Source organism: Enterococcus sp. DIV0876, assembly GCF_050529585.1.
In the GTDB taxonomy this organism is placed as follows: domain Bacteria; phylum Bacillota; class Bacilli; order Lactobacillales; family Enterococcaceae; genus Enterococcus_D.
In genome coordinates this window covers 2,225,190-2,244,173 of the sequence record NZ_CP172882.1, presented here as the reverse complement: position 1 = coordinate 2,244,173, position 18,984 = coordinate 2,225,190, and the positions used below count along the sequence as shown (strand labels likewise).

The window sequence follows — 18,984 nt, the reverse complement described above, 5'->3', positions numbered from 1 at the left end:
GAGAAAAAATGATTATTGACAAAATTGAGATTCAAAAAGTTCCGATTAAGTTGAATGCGCCCTTTAAGACGGCGTTGAGAGAAGTGCAAGTACTAGACGTCATTCGTGTATATATAACTTTTACCAACGGTCTTGTTGGTATCGGCGAGGCTGCCCCAACCAAGGTCATTACTGGCGATACCGAGGAAAGTATCATAGCCGATATTACCGATTGCTTTGCGCCGTTTTTGATTGGAAAAAAAATCGATCCTGCTTTAGCTATATTAGATGAAATGAACCAATTGATTGAACATCATAGCAGTGCCAAGGCAGCGATCGACATTGCGCTACATGATGCCCTCGCAAAAGAAGCCAAGTTGCCATTATACCGTTATTTAGGCGGCACTAGTCAAATACTTGAAACAGATTTTACGATCAGTATTGGTACACCAGAAAAAATGTGCCATCAGGCGCAAGAGAAAGTGGATGAGGGTTTCAAATCATTGAAAATCAAACTAGGATTGGGGACGATCGACGAAGAAGTTGAGAAAATCAGGCAAATCAATCAATACTTGAAAGGACAGATCCCTTTTCGGATCGATGCCAATCAAGGTTGGACAAAAGAGGAAGCCGTCCAAATTTTGCAAGAATGGCAGGATATTCCAATTGCATTTGTCGAACAGCCTGTGAAGGCAGATGATTTTGCCGGATTGAAGTATGTGACGGAACATACCAATGTGCCTATCATGGCAGATGAAAGTGTGTTTTCCTATCAAGATGCCAAGCGATTGATCGAAGAAAAGTGCTGTGACGCCATCAATATCAAATTAATGAAGACTGGCGGGATACGTGAAGGTCGTCGCATCTTTGCATTGGCACAAGCGCATCAAATACCAGTCATGGTTGGCTCGATGATTGAAGGCTATGGAGGGATGGCGGCTGCAGCTCATTTTGCCTTAGGAATGTCCGATGTCCGTTATATTGACTTGGACGTGCCTTTTATGTGGGATACGGCTGGCATCAGTCTAGCACAACAAGGGCTGATCTTGCGACCAGGTCAATTGGTTGTGACGGAAGCTCACGGTATAGGGATAGGGGGATAGGGGCATATGAAAAAAGTTGTCCAAGCAAGTTCATCATTTTTATGGAAAGAGCCAAAAACCAATCCTGTGTTAAAGACAATCAATCACTATCCTGTTACGCATCTCCATACCTTCTTAACGGAGGCCGAAACTATGCGTTTGTATCAAGACAATCTCGTCGATTCCGAGATCTTATATGGTACGGTCGTAGAAGTCGTATCAGAAAGTAATGGGTGGGCGCGCGTTATTGTTCTGGATCAAGCAAGCAATAAACACCCATTAGGTTATCCCGGATATGTGCCTTCTGAGACATTGACAGATGTTTCACTCGCTGAATATGAAACGAAACAACAGATCGGTATCACTGCCAAAGAAGGTGTATTGTCCTTAGATGATCGTCAGGAGAAACGAATCTTGTCCTTTGGGACAACATTGCCTTTAGTAACTGAAGAGGCTACCCAATATCGGGTACGCACGCCTGATGGATTAGGTAGGATCGATAAATGTTTTGCTGCATTGATTGAAAAGACAGCCGACGTACCGCAAAGAATGATTGCGTTAGCAGAGCAATTCATCAATCATCCGTATGTCTGGGCGGGAATCAGCGGCAATGGATTTGATTGTTCAGGATTGATGTATAGTCTTCACCGTTTACAAGGCATTCTTATTCCTAGAGATACGATCGAGCAAGCGGAACAAGCACGTGTTGTATCGTATGAAGCGGCACAACCAGGCGATCTACTGCTATTTGCTTATCAAGCAGGCAAAGGAGAAGTCCATCACGTGGGAATGTATGTGGGAAATGACCAAATGATCCATTCACAGACACCAGGTTCTCGGGTGATGAAAACGACCATTAGTGGTTCTCCATATGAACCGGAGTTGGCTGTTGTTGCCCGTTATTGGTCATGATATAGTATGTTCTTGTATGTGATTCGTTAATATAGGTGCTATGACGAAGTGAAGAGGGGTTTAAATGGCAGAAAGTCGGAAGTTTACAACAGCAATGGATCATCTACTGAGTCAGTATCAGTCTGCTTTAAAGATGGGTTTGTGGATCGGGACAAAGAATGATTGCCTGTATGCCTACCATAGCCATCAACTATTTCCAGCAGCTAGTACCATCAAATTAGCGATTTATCGCTATTACTTGCAACAAATAAAAAATAAGCAAATCTATCTTGAAGAACCGTTGCATGTTTCGCCTAAACAAGTTGTCGGCGGGGCAGGCATCTTGTCCAGCATGTCAGAAAAAGCGTGTTGGAACATTCAGGAATTGTTGTTGCTGATGTTGGCAGTATCGGATAATACAGCAACCAATGTCTTGATCGATAAAGTTGGTTTGTCTGCGATCCAGGCTTCTTTGACTAGTTCTGAAGTGTGTCTGGCGCGCTATCTGATGAAACCTGAACAAAACAAAGAGAACTGGATTTCCGCTGCAGCCAGTGCGAATCTGTTAAAGGATTGTTTGACGTTGGAAGCAACACTGCAAATCAAACCGTCTCTTTTGGCTCAACAACAGTTCCAAGAAGGCTTACCAGGCCTTTTGGTGGAAGCAGGCCTGCCCAAGTTGAAGATTTATAATAAAACTGGACGTTTGCATTTGATTGAGCATGATGTAGCATGTTTTGAAATAAATCAGCAAAGAATCTATCTTGCAGGACTTTCCTATGATCAAGAAGGAACTGGCAAGGGAATCATGTGGTTAAGAGAGATTGGGCAAATCGTCTACCAACATCTGTTGAAGGACAGTCCATCGGATTGATACAACTAAAAAGACACTGACTAGTAAGGTTTATCCGCGTAAAGGAAACCTGCAGTCCGTGTCTTTTTAGTTATTGATGACAATAAAATCGCCCATATCATAACGATGACGAGATTGTGAATACTCAAAAGGGGTACCATTGCCCAGATAGACGGTCTGTTCAACTTCTAGAATAGGGTCAGTTGCAGCACAAGCCAAATATTGCTGATCATAGGTATCGGCATGGTCGGCTTTGATTCTGCGGATGGAGGTGCCAATCGTTTGCTGCAATTGATTGGTGATATATCCATAAACGGAAGAAGTCAAAACAGATGTGGTGATACCGGGAATGATGTGCAAGGGCATGATCGTATATTCTAGTACAACGGGGATATCATCAAATAATCTGAGACGTACGATATCATAGACTTGTTGATCAGCCCTGATTTTTAATTTTTCTTGTTCTTTCTCATCAGGATAAATAATATCAAAAGAAATGATTTTACTTGTGATTTTACCAGTTTCTCCCAGCCGTTTAGTCAATCCACGGTTGATTTTTGCATTATAATCGAAAGTCGAATAACTATCACGAATGAAGGTACCAGTTCCTTTTTTGCCATAAATGATGCCTTCCATTTGCAACATCGTCAAAGCTTTTTGGATGGTCACACGACTGGTTTGATATTCAGCAGCCAACTCACTTTGCTTGGGCAGCTTATGCTCTTTTTGATAAAATCCATGATTGATTTTGCTGCGAATATCTGCAGCAATGTCTTGATAGTTTGCCAACGCTTTCACCTCATCCTTATCTTAGTTGAAATTGAAGTATATGTAAACGTTGAGATTTACATACCTATCATTCCAGTACTTGGACCCGTTTACATTCATCCATAAATGCATTACATTTGTCATGTAACCGGTTGCTGGATGAACTTATTGATTATTTTAGGAGGGGTATTATGCAAGGTGGTATGGATAAGTTGGCGAATGTTTTAGGAAGGTTTGCATCAAAAATCAATAGCTTGCGGTATATTATGGTGATCAAAAATGCTTTTGCAGCATTGATTCCAGTGATCATCACTGGTGCTTTTGGCACATTGTTTTCGGCGATGGTTTTTGATGCTGAAAATGGTTTAGCACAAATCGAAGCATTGCGGTTTTTGGAAAATTTGAAACCAATCTCTTCAGCTGTTAGTTATGTGACACTGAGTTTCTTGACGATCTACGCGGTTTTTCTTATCGGGATCGAATTAGCGAAACTCAATAAAATCTCTGGTGTTTTCCCTGGAATCATTGCAGTGATGTCTTATCTTTCTGTGAACCCAATGATTTACGAGTTTTTGCATGAAGATGCGACTGTGGTCGCAGAAAATGTTCTTGCCAAGCAGTACACGGATACAAAAGGATTGTTTTTAGGCATGTTTGTGGCAATTCTTTCGATTGAATTATATGCTTGGTTAGGACGACAAAAAAGGTTGCAAATCAAGATGCCGGATAGTGTACCGGGAAATGTTTCGGCTAGTTTTTCTGCGTTGTTTCCAACGATCTTTACCGTAACGATCATTGCGACCGCTGGATTTGCAATCAAGGCTTTGACCGGAATGTACGCATATGACATTATCTACAATGTCATCCAAAGACCGCTGGAAGGTGTTGTCCAAGGGTTGCCAGGTATTTTACTGCTGATGTTCATTGCACAAGTTTTCTGGGTAATTGGTATTCATGGCAATCAAATGGTCAAACCGATCAGAGAGCCTTTGCTATTGGCAGCGATTGCGGTCAATACAGAAGCCTTTGAAGCGGGAAAAGAAGTGCCGAATATCATCACGATGCCATTTTGGGATATGTACATGAGTATGGGGGGATCTGGCGTCACCATTGGCTTGCTGATTGCGATTTTGATCGTCGGTAAACGTGAGGATATGCGGCAGATCACCAAACTTTCTTTGGCACCGGGCATTTTTAATATCAATGAGCCAGTGATTTTTGGAATGCCAATCATGTTAAATCCAATCTTGGCAATTCCTTTTATCCTAACACCACTGGTTACTGGGACTATCGGCTATATCTCAACGACTTTAGGCTTTGCTGCCAAAGCAGTCGTGATGGTGCCATGGCCGATGCCGCCAATTGTCAATGCATACTTGGCAACTGCTGGTGATATCGGCGCAGTTATCACACAAATCATTTGTATCGTTGTCGCAATTCTGATTTATCTGCCATTTGTACTGGTATCAAATCGAACAACGAACGAAGTTGCATAGAAGGAGTTATAGATGAATATGAAGATACCGAAAGATTTTATTCTGGGCGCCGCATCATCTGCTTGGCAAACGGAAGGTTGGCAAGGAAAAAAAGAAGGACAAGATTCATTTTTGGATCGTTGGTACAAAGAAGAACGTTTTGTTTGGCACAATGGTTATGGACCTGCGGTAGCCACCAACTTTATGGAACAATTTCCTGAAGATATTGCACGAATGAAAGATGTCCACTTGACCCATTATCGCACATCCATCAACTGGGCACGTTTTTTTACAGATTATGAGCAATTGATTGTCGATGAAGATTATGCGGCACATATCGATCAAGTGATCGATGATTTGATTGCGGCTGGTGTTGAGCCAATGTTATGTTTAGAACACTATGAAGTACCCGCATATTTAATGGAAAAATATGATGGCTGGAGTTCTCGAAAAGTAGTTGATTTATATACCGGGTATGCAGCGATCGCGTTTGAACGCTACGGTGATCGTGTCAAACATTGGTTCACTTTCAATGAGCCCATCGTGGTTCAAACCCGTTGCTACTTAGATGCAATTCGCTGGCCTCATGAGCAAAATACGAAAAAATGGATGTTGTGGAATTACCACAAAGCCTTAGCTACAGCACAAGCTGTGGCAGTCTATCACCAGAATCATTATCCAGGACGGATCGGTTGTGTATTGAATCCGGAAATGGTCTATGCCCGTTCCTCATCGAAGGCAGATCAAAAAGCCAAAGATATGTATGATTTGTTTTTTAACCGTATCTTTTTTGATCCAATGGTCAAAGGCATGTATCCAGATGAATTGATCGATATTTGCCAAGCACATGGTATTTATTTTGACCCAACAGAAGAAGATTTGCTGACAATCAAAAACAATACTGTTGATTTTTTAGGCATCAATCAATATTATCCGAAACGAGTAAAAGCGCCGAGATATCAATGGCATGAAGAGACACCTTTTCACCCAGAAATGTTCTATGAAACCTTTGATTTGCCCGGAAAGCGAATGAACAATTCTCGTGGTTGGGAAATCTATCCGCAAATTATGTTAGATATGGCAAACTATCTGAAGGAAAATTACGGAGACATCCCATGGCTGATCACCGAAAACGGCATGGGGCGTGAAGAAGAAGAGCAGTATATGGATGAGAATGGGCAAGTGCAGGATGATTATCGGATTGCATTTATCAGTGAACACCTTTATTGGTTATTGAAAGCAGTGGAAGCCGGAGCAAAATGTGAAGGGTATATGTTGTGGGCCTTTACAGATTGCGTTTCGCCGATGAATGCATTCAAAAACCGTTATGGACTTGTGAGAATCGAGTTGAATCAAGCCCGCACCCGCTCACTGAAGAAATCTGCAGGTTGGTACCGTTCATTGATCGATGAGCGTGTGTTGACCTTTGAAGAAGACGCTTTGATCAAATAAAAAGAAGCAGAACATCCATAAGTGGATGTTCTGCTTCTTTTTTATTAAAATGATTGAAGATGAGGCGCTAGTTTTTCCCAGTCGAATACAACACCTGTTCCGGCAATTTCTGGCGCAACAGCCATGCCGTCTGTTTGATCAATAACTAGCGGACGAGTCGTGTATTGATCGATCGGGAAACTATGCATTTCTAAATAACCCGCATTTGGCATAGCGGCTAGCAAACTGACATGTAATTCTTGCATGCCATGGGTCGAAACCGATAAATTGTTGACTTGGGCCAAGGCTGCGACTTTTAACCAACCGGTAATACCGCCGCAATTGGAGGCATCTGGTTGTGGAAAGTCCACGGCGCCATATTTGATCATATGGGCAAATTCAATCGGTGTCCTTAAATTTTCACCGCCAGCTACGGCAATTTGTCCTTCCCGCGCGATACGACCATAGCCTTCATAATCTTCTGGAATCGTAGGTTCTTCTAAGAAGAGAATATCATAAGGTGCCATCAGCTTCGCTGCTTTGATCGCTTTTTCGACCGACCAGCTCATATTGGCATCCACCATAAATGTGACATCAGGTCCAATCAATTCCCGCACCGCTTTGATCCGTTCAATATCTTCTGCCAAAGTCTTTTGACCAAGTTTGATTTTGACTGCCCGCAAGCCCATATCTAAATACTTTTGATTATTGGCTAAAAGTTTCTCTAGTGGGAAATTTAAATCGATTGCACCACCATAGCATTTTACTTTATTACTGGTGCCGCCCAATAGTTTGTATAAAGGTTCTTGGGCTTTTTGCCCACGAAGATCCCATAATGCAATGTCACAAGCAGCAATAGCAAAACTAGCCAAGCCTCCCCGTGCTACATAGTGGATACCCCAATTCATTTGCTCCCATAGGGCTTCGACACAAGCCGGATCTTTCCCCATTAAGATATGTTTTAATTCTTTATCAATTAATTTGGCAATGGATTCACCGCCAAATCCACCTGTATAGGTATAGCCAACACCTTCTCTACCATCATCTGTTTGGATTTTTACAATGGGTACTTCGAAGTGCGTGTGCAAACCATGTTTGGCATCTTCCATTATTTCGGGTAAGGGGATGCGGTAATAACTCGTTTTTACTTCAGTAATAATTGACATAAAGGGCCTCCTTATAATTATGTTAACGTGTGCATTTTTTATCATAGCATGTCGATAAAGCGATTTCAAGTTGATTTTTTTATTATATAGGAATCATCCTATCCGTGAATGACTAATAGATGACTTTTCCTTGTAGAGTACATCATACGCCCAAACCTCAGAGAATGGTTCTTACTCTTTGGTATTGCTTCATAGGTTGAATCGTTGGCTGACGTCACTATGTTTGCTTTGCTCAATTATTTGTGCTTATCTAAAGAGAACGATATGATGAAGGAAAAGGGGGTTGTTGAAAATGTGTACAAGCTTAACTTTAAAGGCGCTTGAACATACATTTTTTGCGCGGACGATGGACTTTGCTTTTTTGTTAGAAGGAAAGCCCATTTTTATACCAAGCGATTATGAATGGCAGTTGCAGTTAGGCGGCAGCTTAACAACGACGTTCGGGTTTGTGGGAACGGGTAAACAAATGGAAGAATATGTTTTCATAGATGGTGTGAATGAGAAGGGATTAGCAGTAGCTGAACTTTATTTTGCCAATGAAGCTGTTTATAGTGAACATTTAGAGAAGGGTCAGCTGAACCTTGCACCACATGAATTCATTATGTGGATACTTGGACATGTGGAAAGTATCCCTGACTTGCGTCATAAAATTTCATCAGTAAATTTAGTTCAGTCAGAACTATCATTGTTAGGCATAACCCTTCCCTTACATTTTATTGTTACAGATCCTTCTGGAGAATGCGTTGTGGTGGAAACAAATCGTGGGTTTATTGAAGTAAAAGATAATCCAGTAGGTGTAATGACAAATAGTCCAGATTTTGCGTGGCATCTAAAAAACCTTAGCAACTATTTATCTGCCAGTCCAGCGCAAGTTGGATCAAAAAAGGTAAATGGTTTTGAAGTGAACCCTTTTGGACTGGGCAATGGCAGTTCCATCCTGCCAGGAGGATGGACTTCTCCTGAACGATTTGTTCGTACTGTATACAATAAACAGTTTGTCGAGGTTGGACAAACTGTTTCTGAAGTGATCAATTCCCTCTTTCATCTGTTGAACAATGTAACGATTCCCAAAGGTGTCATGCTTGAACCAACGGGGGAATCGGAGTACACGCAATATCGAGCAGTTTTCGATTTAACAAATTGTGCATATTATTTTAACCCATATGAAACTCAAGATGTGTATTTAATCAGTTTGGATGAAGCGTTGCTGCAGCTGAAAAAACCGCACACATTTGAGATAGATAGCCAGTTTAAGCCAAAAAGCGTACAGATTGGTCAATGAGCATCAAAAAAGCTGAGGAAAGATGGACATTCATCTTTTACTCAGCTTTAAAAATTATGGAGATGGCGGGAGTCGAACCCGCGTCCAAACACATTGCTACCTAAAAATCTACGCTCATAGTCCACTCATTTAAAGGTTCGCGTTACAGCTTGCCGAGTGACAGGCAGTCTGTATTGCTAGTCTGATGATCTCTGTTTGACCTTCCAGACGGAAAGATCAACCGTATCCCACTTAGAATAGGACCCTTACTCGAGCACATGGGCGATGCCGAGAGGATCTACGCTAACTGTTTTTAGGCAGCTAAAGCGTAAGAGTTTTCGTTTTTAGCAGTTATATTTAACTGTAACGTTTTAACGTAGACGTAACCTACGAAGCGCAATTCAGGCTCAACTATGCCTGTCGAATCCGTAACATCCCCTTGATAAAAGGGGTATCGCTACCAACCATTAGTATAACATAGATTGGCAGCATTGCAAATAATCAGATCAAATCAAAATGTTTTAAGGCGTGAACGATACCGCCTTCCGTATTTTTTAAAGTAACAAAATCAGCCAATTCTTTCAATTCTTGAATTCCATTGCCCATCGCGATCTTATGGTCACAGGCTTCTAATAAGGCAATGTCGTTGCTGCCATCACCAAAGCCATAAGTCGGTAGATTGTCCAGTCCAAGCAGTTGCAGTAATGTTTGAATGCCAGTCCCTTTGGAAGTCCCTTTTTTGACAACATCGATCGAAAATGGTGTATTTCGATAAAAGGTCAGTTCAGGAAAACGATCACTGTAGTAGGCATCATTGCCCACACCTAAAACCAAAAGCATATTGACTCGGTCGTTTTCAAAATAGAAGGGATCGATTTCTGGTAATGGGCTCCGTACATAATTATACGCACCAATCATTTCCTCAGTATAGCCAGTTGCACGATAGCCACGTTCATTGTAGTAACATAATTCATCGCCGTTTTCTTTTGCTGCTGCATACATTCTGCGGCAAAGGTCGCTGGATAGTGTATCAGAGTAGACCTCTTTGCCATCAATGCGAATAAAAGCGCCATTCATCACAATATTCGATGTAATACCAGCCGCTTCGCGGATCGCAAGGACTTCTGGCTCTGTTCTGCCGGTGGCAATGATCGGCAAGACATCATTTTTACGTAATGCAGCCATCGCTTCAGCAATTTCAGAAGTGATTTGCGCATGTTCATCCAAAAGGGTGCCATCTAAGTCAAAAAAAGTAAGTGCTTTATAGGTCATTTTTATTGCTCCTAATCATCGTTTTCATGGTCTACTCACAATCTTACCAAAGATTGAAAAAAAGGCAAACCTTTGTGAATAAATCGTGAAGTTGTTGGTAGATACGCCATTTTCGAGTATACTAAAGTAAGAATGGAGTGAAAGAATGATTTTTTTAGTGATTGGTATGATTTTTTTATTGATCGGGTTGATTTTTTTCATCTTTCCATCAAAAAAAATCAATTTTATTTACGGTTATCGCTCATATCTTGCGAAACAAAATGATACGTATTGGCGCTACGCCCAAAAAGTCAGCAGTCGCTATTTTATCTTATTTGGCGTGTTGATGACTGTTATTGGCGGCGTATTGAAATGGCATGAATGGACCAATTTTTTCCTATTGGAAATGATTGCGATCCCTTGGTTTATCGTGCCTATATTTGGATTGATCGAAGAAAGATTACAACGTTTTGATAAAGAACATAGAGGTGAAGATGATGAATATATTAATGATTGAAGACAATGAGTCTGTGTCGGAAATGATGCAAATGTTTTTCTTGAATGAAGGCTGGGAAGCAACCTTCAAATATGATGGAAAAGAAGGCTTAGATGCGTTTACAGCGGATCCCGATAAATGGGATATGATCACATTAGATTTAAACTTGCCGTCAATGGATGGCATGATGGTGGCAAGAGAAGTACGGAAAGTCTCAAGTACGGTGCCGATCATTATGCTAACAGCACGTGATTCCGAAAGTGATCAAGTCATTGGACTAGAGATGGGGGCGGATGACTATGTGACAAAACCCTTCAGTCCATTGACATTGATTGCACGAATCAAAGCATTGCATCGACGAAGTGAAATGGTGGAGAAAACCATATCCGAACCGTCAGACAACAAATTTGACGTAGTGACAGATCACTTCAAGATGAATACAAAAACACGAGAAGCATACTTAAATGACGTTGCGATTGAAGGATTGACACCCAAAGAATTTGATTTGTTATATACTCTGGCCAAAAAACCAAGGCAAGTCTTTTCTCGCGAACAATTATTGGAATTGGTTTGGGATTATCAATACTTTGGGGATGAGCGTACGGTTGATGCCCATATCAAAAAATTACGACAAAAAATAGAAAAAGTAGGTCCGCAAATCATTCAAACTGTTTGGGGCGTAGGATACAAATTTGATGATGCAGGTGTTGCCTAATGCGTTATTTGTACCAGCAATTGGTCGCATTCTTTGTTGTGATCCTGGTTATTTTGATGACGATAGGCGTAGCTTTCACACAAATGACCAGACAAACATTGCAGGAACGTAATTATGAACAGCTGATGGGGTACGCTTCTTCGGTAGCCAAAATTTCACAAATCAGTGATTCCGAGTATTTACAACAAAACTTGACGCGAGATGGTTACTTGCAATATTCACTCCAATTAGCAGAAAATATATTGAGCAACCAAGATATTTCATTTGCCTTTTTCAAAAATCCAGATGAAGTACTCTATCCATTGAATGCCTCAGAAGATGTTGATTTTACGATTTCTGAGAGCGATTGGGCGTCATTAAAAAGTGGTGCTCGCTTGCAAATGACTGCAAATGTAAATCTTTCTGGAGAAAAAGAGCTTACGTCATATGTCTTGATTCCATTTTCTATCAATCGTACGGAATTTTACGGTGTGATGGTCGTCTCGCAGTCTGCAAGTAGTATTTTGAATTTGGTTAGTGCGTTTAACCAGAACTTATTCAAAGTATTCGTGATTTCAATTATTGTATCTTTATTGATCAGTTATCTATTTGCAACATTCCAGGTAAGGCGGATCAATCGCATGAAACGTGCTACGAAAGAAATCACTAATGGGAACTTTGATATTGAACTACCCGTACACAATCGAGATGAATTTGATGAATTAGCCGAAGACTTCAATACCATGTCTCATTCTTTGAAAGAGTCGCAGGAAGAAATAGAACGTCAAGAAGAGCGTCGTCGTCAATTTATGGCAGATGCTTCCCACGAAATGCGGACACCTTTAACGACTATCAATGGTTTGTTGGAAGGGTTGGAATACCATGCGATTCCAGAAAACCAAAGAGACAATGCGATTCGCCTGATGAAAAATGAAACCAACCGGCTGATTCGCTTAGTCAATGAAAATTTGGATTACGAAAAAATCAGGACCAATCAAATTTCTATGGTCATCAAAAAATTCAATGCAACAGCAACCATCGAAAATCTTTTGACTCAGCTAGAAAGTAAAGCAGAGGTGGCTAGAGACGCATTGATCTTGGACACAAAAGAGGCGATCGATGTTTATGCTGACTATGACCGTTTTGTACAAGTGATGGTCAATATCTTACAAAATGCTATCCAGTTTACAGAAGATGGCGAGATCCATGTACGGATTGAGAAAGGATATTTGGAAACAATCATTGAAATCAGTGATACAGGTATCGGAATGTCTGAAGAACAAGTCAAAAATATTTGGGATCGTTACTATAAAGTCGATCCATCTCGGAAAAATCGTCAATTCGGTGAATCTGGTTTAGGATTATCGATCGTCGAACAATTGGTACGTTTGCACAAAGGAAAAATCGCTGTTGAAAGCGAGCTGGGGCAAGGAACTACTTTTAGAATTTCATTTCCGGATGTAGAGTTAGATGAATCATAAGCAAAAGACGCTGCCTATTAAAAAGGCAGCGTCTTTTGGGTGTATACTACAATGTTTTCATATAATGTGTATGGGCAAAGCGTTGGTCTTCGTGAATCAAGAAAATGCACAAATCAAAACGTTTGGCTAATTCTTGACACATAGGCAGCAATAGTTGGATCTCGCTCGTAGACAAATTATCAAGGACTTGTTCCATCACTAAGATCTTTTTTTCTAACAAGAGTGCTTGCAAAATTTGGATCTGAAGCTCTTCCAATCTAGACAATGTCTCGCGCTCTTTCTTAGCAATCGAAGGATCTAAACGCAAAAACGGAAGCACATCTTCCATAGTGGTATTCTTTTTTGCGGCCAAAGCCAAGTTGTCCTTTAAAGATAAAAAAGGAACGGACGACCAATGCGGCTTGATCAATGCAGCTTGCTGCTGCGTAATGTAAAGCGCTAAATCAGATAATAACTGATGATTCTCCTCTAAGACAAAATACAGGCCAGAAGGATGCATCAATTGAGTTGGTTTTTCCATTGCTTTTTCCTCCAATACAAACAATGTCCGCAGACCATTAAGCAGGTGACACTAGTCACTGTGGCAATCAAAGAAAAGATTGCTTGGCGGGTACTTTGAAACATGATCGATAACCAAGCGGTACTGTTCAGCTCAACATTTTGGACAAACACTTGATTGTTTTGAGGGATCGTGATACCAAATTCCTCGTTTTGTGCACTTTGAATATTCTGCCAAATATGTGCGGATGTATTTTCTCGGTCTAATGCAAAGATGTGACCGCTTAAGAGTTCTTGTTGAAAATAAGGTTGAAAGAGCATCAGTAATGAAAAGGCAGCAATAGCTGCAATCACTAATGGTACCCACATTTCAACTAGTTGCATCCCTACCCATTGACGGGTAGAAGAACCAGTTGTCAGCCAAGCGGTATATTCTTTGCGCTTATGTAATTGGTAATAAAACTGAAAACCTGAGATCACAAGTAGATAGGCCCCAAAAATCAAATAGAACAATTGGTGATAAAGTGTCGTGATCGGTTGTAATTCATTGGCCACTTTCGTTTGCAGATCATCTGTAAACAATAGCTCTTTGGTTTGAGCAAGGACTTGATCCAAAGAATAAATCAATGCAAAGGTAACGATCAAACCGAGCATCGCAAAAAAAGAGACAAGTGTATAAAGCGTCATCGCTTTTTTATGATAAAACAGACTAGCTATTGCAAATTTCACGGTTCTCATTTCATTCACCTCACCCTACATATAGTATAAAATGGGAGTTTGAATAAAGTATGAAGTTCTTATAGTAAAAAAAAGAAAACAACAGGACATCTTGCTCTACACAAAAAAACACCCACCAATCAATTCTTGGTGGGTGAAGAGGTACTTAGTCTTTTGATTGACTATTGTCCTGCTGGATCTGTTCTTCATATTCTTTATAGGTTTTTGATTGGTAGAGGTCCACAGTTGACTTGCCACCGTTTTGGGAGAACACGCTGGTTGATTTATCTCCTAAACTTGATTCGGTGTCTAGCATTTGCTGCAAGCCGTCTTTGTAGTTATAGCTGTCTGGATCGACCTCTGTCAACCCGCTTTTAGCATAGAATCGTAGCAAGTCGCCATTGTTGATCTGATCAGAGACAGATAATTGTTTGTCGACTTTGGCTTTCCAATCATCGACTTGCTGCTGCAATGCATCAGAAGGATTGGTGATCGGCATTCCTGTACTGTTACTGTATAATGTGCCGCCATAATAAGTATATTCAGGTGTCACAAAATCACCATCTCTAAATGCCACCAGTTGTTCGTTCTCATCTGAGAATAAGTCTTGTCCTAATTGAATATAATTAGACGTATCGACACCCAATAAGTGAAGCAGTGTTGGCAATGCATCGACTTGACCACCATAGGTATGATTGATACCGCCATTGGTTTGGCCAGGAATATGGATCATATAAGGCACACGTTGCAAGGCCGCATTGTCATAATTTGACCAGCTGGCACTTGATTTACCCAGCAGTTCCGCCAAATTTTTATTCCGTGAATTTGAAATACCATAATGGTCACCGTAAAGAACGATCACTGAATTATCGTATAAGCCACTTTCTTTCAAATAGTTGAAAAATTCTTCAACGGCTTTGTCTAAGTAATTGGCAGTGGCAAAGTAGCCATTGATTGTTTCATCAGAAGTCGTAGCTAGTGGGAACCCACCTTCATCATTGGTAAACTCTGAATATGGGTAGTGGTTCGATACGGCTAAGAATTTGGCATAAAACGGTTGTTGCAAATGCTCTAAATACTGTGCTGACTGTTCAAAGAATGGTTTGTCATGTAATCCGTATTGGAATGAATTTTCATCCGTGACATCATAATATGACGCATCGAAGAAGTAGTCATAACCAAAACGTTTATAGGTTTCATTCCGATTCCAGAAAGTACCCGTATTACCGTGGAAAACGGCGCTTGTATAGCCTTCAGTTTGACCTAAAATATCAGGCGCTGCTTCAAAGGTGTTTTTGCCGCCAAGTTGGGTGAATAATGCACCTTGATTCAATCCAAATAATGAATTTTCGAATAATGTTTCGGCATCACTGGTTTTCCCAGCTTTGACTTGGTGGAAGAAATTATCAAAACTAAAAGTACTATCACTGTGATATAAACTGTTGATGAATGGCATTACCTCATGTTCTACGCCATTTTCATCTTTTAATTTGTAATCGATCAGAAATTGCTGGGTACTTTCTAAATGGATATAGATAACATTTTTGCCTTTTGCGATACCGAATAAATCATCATTCGGTTCAGCGTAATGTGATTTGACATAGCTTTCCACTTCATTCATGTCGTTGGGACTTGCTTCTGCCCGTACTTGCGAAGCTTGATAAGTTTGTACCCCGTCATAAACGGTAAAAGCATTGATGCCCAAATACTTGACTAAGTAATCACGAGAAAATGTCCGCGTCAATAATTCTGGACGATCGGCTTCTGCCATAAATAGATTGGCAGAAAAGACCATCACTGCCAGTGTCGACATAGCAAATGCCATCCGAGCCCGAACAGGCCGTGTATCCATTTTGATCTTTTTCATGACCAAGGCAGCAATCAAAATGATAAAGTCGATAAAGTACAAGACATCATAAGGTCTAAACAACCGAATGGCACTTTCGCCTAACCCACTAGCCACTTTACCCGCACCTAACATCGTGTTGATGGTGATAAAATCGGTAAATTCACGATAGTAAGACACATTGGAAAATAGCAGCAGTGTCATCAAGAAGTAAATCAAGATCATCGTGATATAGGCGGCTTTCGTTCTCCTGACATACAAAGCGATCGACAATAGAAGTAAAGTTGTCGCTATCGGGTTGATGAATAGAATGAAATACTGTACCGCACTTTCAATTCCAAGGTGAAAATCCACCAGATAAGCAAAAATATTTTTTAACCAAAATAATAGGGCCAATAAGAAGAAAAAGCCCATTCGTGTATTCACGATTGTGGATACTTTATTTTTTTTCAAAGGAATCGTCCTCTCTTTTCCTGTATAAACGAATAGTTATCGATTTTACATCACCCTACATTTTACTAGCCAGCGTTTCAGGTGTCAAATCTATTCATTGACCTCAAGCCGAATTAAGTATTTCTTTACTTTCAAGAATACAGACAAAGAAACGGCTTTTTGCTATACTTGAAGGAAGAATGAATGGAGCCGATCAAGATGAATATATATTTAACGAAAAAAGGTGTGGCGAAGTTTCGCAAACGTCATCCATTGATCCAAAGTGAGGATCTGCAACAAGTCAAAACAACCAATCAATGGGTCAAATTTTTGGACCCGCAGCAAAACGTGATGGGGGTAGGTTATTTAGGCGTACAAAACAAAGGGATAGGGTGGGTGTTATCCTTTGAAGAGACCAGCATCGATCAGTCCTTCTTTGAACAGCGCTTCGCCAAAGCCAAAGGCAAACGCAACCATTACTATCAAGATGAAACGACCACTGCATTTCGTGTGTTTAACAGCGAAGGCGATCAGGTCGGCGGATTGACGATTGATCTTTATGCAACGTACGCGGTATTTTCATGGTACAACGATACCCTCTATCAGCATAAGTCCGAGATCGTCACAGCCTTTCAATCAATTTTTCCAGAAATCATTGGGGCTTATGAAAAAATCCGCTTTGCAGCAGATTTGCCTGAGTCGCAATGGCTGTATGGACAAGAAGCACCAGAACCATTGTTAGTATTGGAGAACGGGATCACTTATGCCACTTATTTGAATGAAGGATTGATGACGGGCATCTTTTTGGATCAAAAAGAAGTCCGGGGGCAACTTGTAGAAGGCTTAGTCAGCGGCAAAACATTATTGAATATGTTTAGTTATACTGGGGCTTTTTCCGTTGCCGCTGCCATGGGAGGCGCAAGTCAAACAACCAGTGTCGATTTAGCCAAACGCAGTTTAGAAAAAACACGGGAACAATTTAGTGTCAATGGCATTGATCCAGAAACGCAAAAAATCCACGTGATGGATGTCTTTGGCTATTTTCAATATGCCAAGAAAAAGAACTTACGCTTTGATGCCATTGTATTAGATCCACCAAGTTTTGCCCGTAACAAAAAGAAAGTTTTTTCGGTGGCGAAAAATTATGGCGAACTGGTGACAGATAGCTTAGAGATTTTAGCAGATGATGGACTTTTGATTGCCTCCACAAATGCGGCCAATTTACCGATCGGCAAATTTCAAGAGCTGATTGAAGATGCATTACATGCAGCGCAAGTTTCCTTTGCATGTTTGCATACGTATCGCTTGCCAGCTGATTTTGCAGTCGATCGTCATTTCAATGAAGGAAATTATTTGAAAGTGTTCTTCTATCAAATCCATAGGGAGTGAATATGATGGCAAAAGAAATTCCGACAATCAATAATGGGGAACGTCCATTGATATGTGTATCATTGATTGGCAAAACCAATGAAGAAATCATCAAACAGGCATTGGCTGCACAAGATTCTGATGCCGACGTTATCGAATGGCGGGCTGACCATTACAAACATGTCGAAGACGTGCAAGCTGTCTTAGATGTTTTATCACACATCAGAACGACGCTGAAATCAAAAAAGCTGCTGTTTACTTTTCGTACGCTTGAAGAAGGCGGTCAGCGACCATTGACACTGACCCAATACAAAATACTCTGCATGGCGGCAGCTGAATCGGGATTGATCGATTGGATCGATATCGAATTAGAGAAAGCGGAATTTCTAGGACGTGAATTTATTCATAACATCAAATCAGCAAAGGTCAAATTGATTTTAAGCAATCACGATTTTGAGCGAACACCAGAAGATGCGGTCTTGATTTTACGTATCGGGATCATGAATCAGTTTGGTGCAGATATTGGTAAATTGGCAATGATGCCAAATCAAATGCAAGATGTACTGCGCTTAATGGGTATCATCACGAAAGCCCGCGGCTTTAATCAATTGCCTTTAGCCGTTATGTCGATGGGTGATTTAGGCAAAATCAGTCGTGTCAGCGGCTCATTGACAGGGTCAGTTTTTACCTTTGCTTCATTAAGTGAAGCATCCGCTCCTGGTCAAATACCGGTGGAGCAAATGCAACGATACTTGGATGAATTCGAGATAAAACCAGAATCATAGATACAAAAGAGGGATAACATGGCAAAAAAAATGCAAAAGACCAATGCGATTCGGTTGGTGGAGCAACGCAAAATCAAGTACCAAGAGTATGCCTACGCTTGGTCTGAAGACCATTTAGATGCTGCAACAGTGGCAGAACAAATGGATGATCCGCAAGCAATATACAAAACATTGGTTGCAGTTGGCAACAAGACAGGCCCTTTGGTGGCGGTCATTCCAGGGCATGCGGCGTTAGATTTAAAGAAAATCGCGAAAGTCAGTCAAAACAAAAAAGTGGAGATGCTTCATGTTAAAGATTTGGAAGAAACCACCGGGTATATACGAGGCGGCTGTTCACCAATCGGGATGAAGAAATTATTTCCGACATTTATTGATACAGGTGCCCAAGACCTAAAGGAGATCATTGTGTCAGCAGGCAAACGTGGCTTGCAGATGGGGCTTGCACCGGAGGATCTTTTACTTTTGACAAAGGGAAAATTTGTTGATATTTTGGCAGCAGAATAAGCAAAA

18 protein-coding genes and 1 other RNA gene are annotated in these 18,984 nt (G+C 40.8%); 12 read left to right on the top strand and 7 right to left on the bottom strand.

Annotated features, from left to right (window positions below; genetic code table 11):
• The first annotated feature begins 8 nt into the window (after nt 1–8).
• The 3 genes from IGI41_RS10615 to IGI41_RS10605 all read left to right on the top strand — a co-directional run bounded on the left by IGI41_RS10615 (nt 9) and on the right by IGI41_RS10605 (nt 2,826).
• The gene (locus IGI41_RS10615) at nt 9–1,082 is read left to right on the top strand and encodes a dipeptide epimerase (RefSeq protein WP_430609761.1); all 1,074 of its coding nucleotides are present in this window, start codon (nt 9–11) and stop codon (nt 1,080–1,082) included.
• A 6-nt stretch (nt 1,083–1,088) separates the two neighbouring features.
• Nucleotides 1,089–1,973, top strand: a complete 885-nt coding sequence (locus IGI41_RS10610; protein WP_430609760.1) for an NlpC/P60 family protein — start codon at nt 1,089–1,091, stop codon at nt 1,971–1,973.
• A gap of 64 nt (nt 1,974–2,037) precedes the next feature.
• The gene (locus IGI41_RS10605) at nt 2,038–2,826 is read left to right on the top strand and encodes a serine hydrolase (protein ID WP_430609759.1); all 789 of its coding nucleotides are present in this window, start codon (nt 2,038–2,040) and stop codon (nt 2,824–2,826) included.
• Between the two features lie 66 nt (nt 2,827–2,892).
• Here IGI41_RS10605 and IGI41_RS10600 read toward each other — a convergent pair whose 3' ends face one another.
• The gene (locus IGI41_RS10600; protein WP_430609758.1) at nt 2,893–3,594 is read right to left on the bottom strand and encodes a GntR family transcriptional regulator; all 702 of its coding nucleotides are present in this window, start codon (nt 3,592–3,594) and stop codon (nt 2,893–2,895) included.
• A gap of 170 nt (nt 3,595–3,764) precedes the next feature.
• Here IGI41_RS10600 and IGI41_RS10595 point away from each other — a divergent pair, with 170 nt between their 5' ends.
• On the top strand, nt 3,765–5,069 hold the full coding sequence (locus IGI41_RS10595) for a PTS sugar transporter subunit IIC (RefSeq protein WP_430609757.1): 1,305 nt from the start codon (nt 3,765–3,767) through the stop codon (nt 5,067–5,069).
• Between the two features lie 12 nt (nt 5,070–5,081).
• A complete protein-coding gene (locus IGI41_RS10590) occupies nt 5,082–6,500 on the top strand; it encodes a glycoside hydrolase family 1 protein (protein ID WP_430609756.1) in 1,419 nt (472 codons plus the stop codon).
• Between the two features lie 44 nt (nt 6,501–6,544).
• Here IGI41_RS10590 and IGI41_RS10585 read toward each other — a convergent pair whose 3' ends face one another.
• Nucleotides 6,545–7,645 (bottom strand): mandelate racemase/muconate lactonizing enzyme family protein, encoded by a 1,101-nt coding sequence (locus tag IGI41_RS10585; protein ID WP_430609755.1) that lies wholly within the window; start codon nt 7,643–7,645, stop codon nt 6,545–6,547.
• Nucleotides 7,646–7,937: 292 nt separating this feature from the next.
• Here IGI41_RS10585 and IGI41_RS10580 point away from each other — a divergent pair, with 292 nt between their 5' ends.
• Nucleotides 7,938–8,927, top strand: coding sequence for a choloylglycine hydrolase family protein (locus tag IGI41_RS10580; protein ID WP_430612812.1), 990 nt, complete (start codon nt 7,938–7,940; stop codon nt 8,925–8,927).
• A gap of 54 nt (nt 8,928–8,981) precedes the next feature.
• On the opposite strand, the gene ssrA is transcribed toward IGI41_RS10580, so the two are convergent.
• Nucleotides 8,982–9,345: a transfer-messenger RNA gene (ssrA, locus tag IGI41_RS10575) on the bottom strand.
• 62 nt (nt 9,346–9,407) lie between these two features.
• Nucleotides 9,408–10,178, bottom strand: coding sequence for a Cof-type HAD-IIB family hydrolase (locus IGI41_RS10570; protein ID WP_430609754.1), 771 nt, complete (start codon nt 10,176–10,178; stop codon nt 9,408–9,410).
• 145 nt (nt 10,179–10,323) lie between these two features.
• On the opposite strand from IGI41_RS10570, the gene IGI41_RS10565 reads away from it, so the two are divergent.
• From IGI41_RS10565 to IGI41_RS10555, 3 genes are read left to right on the top strand one after another with little or no spacing between them, the layout of a single operon-like run.
• The gene (locus IGI41_RS10565; RefSeq protein WP_430609753.1) at nt 10,324–10,674 is read left to right on the top strand and encodes an SdpI family protein; all 351 of its coding nucleotides are present in this window, start codon (nt 10,324–10,326) and stop codon (nt 10,672–10,674) included.
• Complete coding sequence (locus tag IGI41_RS10560) at nt 10,655–11,368, top strand: winged helix-turn-helix domain-containing protein (protein ID WP_430609752.1); 714 nt, start codon at nt 10,655–10,657, stop codon at nt 11,366–11,368. Before IGI41_RS10565 ends, IGI41_RS10560 begins: the two co-directional genes overlap by 20 nt.
• On the top strand, nt 11,368–12,828 hold the full coding sequence (locus tag IGI41_RS10555) for an ATP-binding protein (protein ID WP_430609750.1): 1,461 nt from the start codon (nt 11,368–11,370) through the stop codon (nt 12,826–12,828). Before IGI41_RS10560 ends, IGI41_RS10555 begins: the two co-directional genes overlap by 1 nt.
• Nucleotides 12,829–12,874: 46 nt before the next feature.
• Here IGI41_RS10555 and IGI41_RS10550 read toward each other — a convergent pair whose 3' ends face one another.
• The 3 genes from IGI41_RS10550 to IGI41_RS10540 all read right to left on the bottom strand — a co-directional run bounded on the left by IGI41_RS10550 (nt 12,875) and on the right by IGI41_RS10540 (nt 16,303).
• A complete protein-coding gene (locus IGI41_RS10550; RefSeq protein WP_430609749.1) occupies nt 12,875–13,348 on the bottom strand; it encodes a hypothetical protein in 474 nt (157 codons plus the stop codon).
• Nucleotides 13,327–14,064, bottom strand: a complete 738-nt coding sequence (locus tag IGI41_RS10545; protein ID WP_430609748.1) for a hypothetical protein — start codon at nt 14,062–14,064, stop codon at nt 13,327–13,329. Before IGI41_RS10545 ends, IGI41_RS10550 begins: the two co-directional genes overlap by 22 nt.
• Before the next feature lie 145 nt (nt 14,065–14,209).
• Entirely contained in the window at nt 14,210–16,303 is a 2,094-nt protein-coding gene (locus IGI41_RS10540) for an LTA synthase family protein (RefSeq protein WP_430612810.1), read from the bottom strand.
• A gap of 237 nt (nt 16,304–16,540) precedes the next feature.
• Between IGI41_RS10540 and IGI41_RS10535 the strand changes: the two genes are divergently transcribed.
• From IGI41_RS10535 to ybaK, 3 genes are read left to right on the top strand one after another with little or no spacing between them, the layout of a single operon-like run.
• Nucleotides 16,541–17,710: a class I SAM-dependent rRNA methyltransferase gene (locus tag IGI41_RS10535; protein ID WP_430609747.1), complete on the top strand. Its 1,170-nt coding sequence runs from the start codon at nt 16,541–16,543 to the stop codon at nt 17,708–17,710.
• A 5-nt stretch (nt 17,711–17,715) separates the two neighbouring features.
• On the top strand, nt 17,716–18,474 hold the full coding sequence (aroD, locus tag IGI41_RS10530) for a type I 3-dehydroquinate dehydratase (protein ID WP_430609746.1): 759 nt from the start codon (nt 17,716–17,718) through the stop codon (nt 18,472–18,474).
• 18 nt (nt 18,475–18,492) lie between these two features.
• Entirely contained in the window at nt 18,493–18,978 is a 486-nt protein-coding gene (ybaK, locus tag IGI41_RS10525; protein WP_430609745.1) for a Cys-tRNA(Pro) deacylase, read from the top strand.
• Nucleotides 18,979–18,984: the final 6 nt, after the last annotated feature.

Coding starts and splice junctions, on each gene's coding strand:
- IGI41_RS10605 (WP_430609759.1), top strand. CDS start 2,038: ATGGCAGAAAGTCGGAAGTTTACAACAGCAATGGATCATCTACTGAGT.
- IGI41_RS10560 (WP_430609752.1), top strand. CDS start 10,655: ATGAATATATTAATGATTGAAGACAATGAGTCTGTGTCGGAAATGATG.
- IGI41_RS10540 (WP_430612810.1), bottom strand. CDS start 16,303: ATGGGCTTTTTCTTCTTATTGGCCCTATTATTTTGGTTAAAAAATATT.
- IGI41_RS10615 (WP_430609761.1), top strand. CDS start 9: ATGATTATTGACAAAATTGAGATTCAAAAAGTTCCGATTAAGTTGAAT.
- IGI41_RS10580 (WP_430612812.1), top strand. CDS start 7,938: ATGTGTACAAGCTTAACTTTAAAGGCGCTTGAACATACATTTTTTGCG.
- ybaK (WP_430609745.1), top strand. CDS start 18,493: ATGGCAAAAAAAATGCAAAAGACCAATGCGATTCGGTTGGTGGAGCAA.
- IGI41_RS10565 (WP_430609753.1), top strand. CDS start 10,324: ATGATTTTTTTAGTGATTGGTATGATTTTTTTATTGATCGGGTTGATT.
- IGI41_RS10590 (WP_430609756.1), top strand. CDS start 5,082: ATGAATATGAAGATACCGAAAGATTTTATTCTGGGCGCCGCATCATCT.
- IGI41_RS10555 (WP_430609750.1), top strand. CDS start 11,368: ATGCGTTATTTGTACCAGCAATTGGTCGCATTCTTTGTTGTGATCCTG.
- IGI41_RS10570 (WP_430609754.1), bottom strand. CDS start 10,178: ATGACCTATAAAGCACTTACTTTTTTTGACTTAGATGGCACCCTTTTG.
- IGI41_RS10585 (WP_430609755.1), bottom strand. CDS start 7,645: ATGTCAATTATTACTGAAGTAAAAACGAGTTATTACCGCATCCCCTTA.
- aroD (WP_430609746.1), top strand. CDS start 17,716: ATGGCAAAAGAAATTCCGACAATCAATAATGGGGAACGTCCATTGATA.
- IGI41_RS10545 (WP_430609748.1), bottom strand. CDS start 14,064: ATGAGAACCGTGAAATTTGCAATAGCTAGTCTGTTTTATCATAAAAAA.
- IGI41_RS10595 (WP_430609757.1), top strand. CDS start 3,765: ATGCAAGGTGGTATGGATAAGTTGGCGAATGTTTTAGGAAGGTTTGCA.
- IGI41_RS10550 (WP_430609749.1), bottom strand. CDS start 13,348: ATGGAAAAACCAACTCAATTGATGCATCCTTCTGGCCTGTATTTTGTC.
- IGI41_RS10535 (WP_430609747.1), top strand. CDS start 16,541: ATGAATATATATTTAACGAAAAAAGGTGTGGCGAAGTTTCGCAAACGT.
- IGI41_RS10610 (WP_430609760.1), top strand. CDS start 1,089: ATGAAAAAAGTTGTCCAAGCAAGTTCATCATTTTTATGGAAAGAGCCA.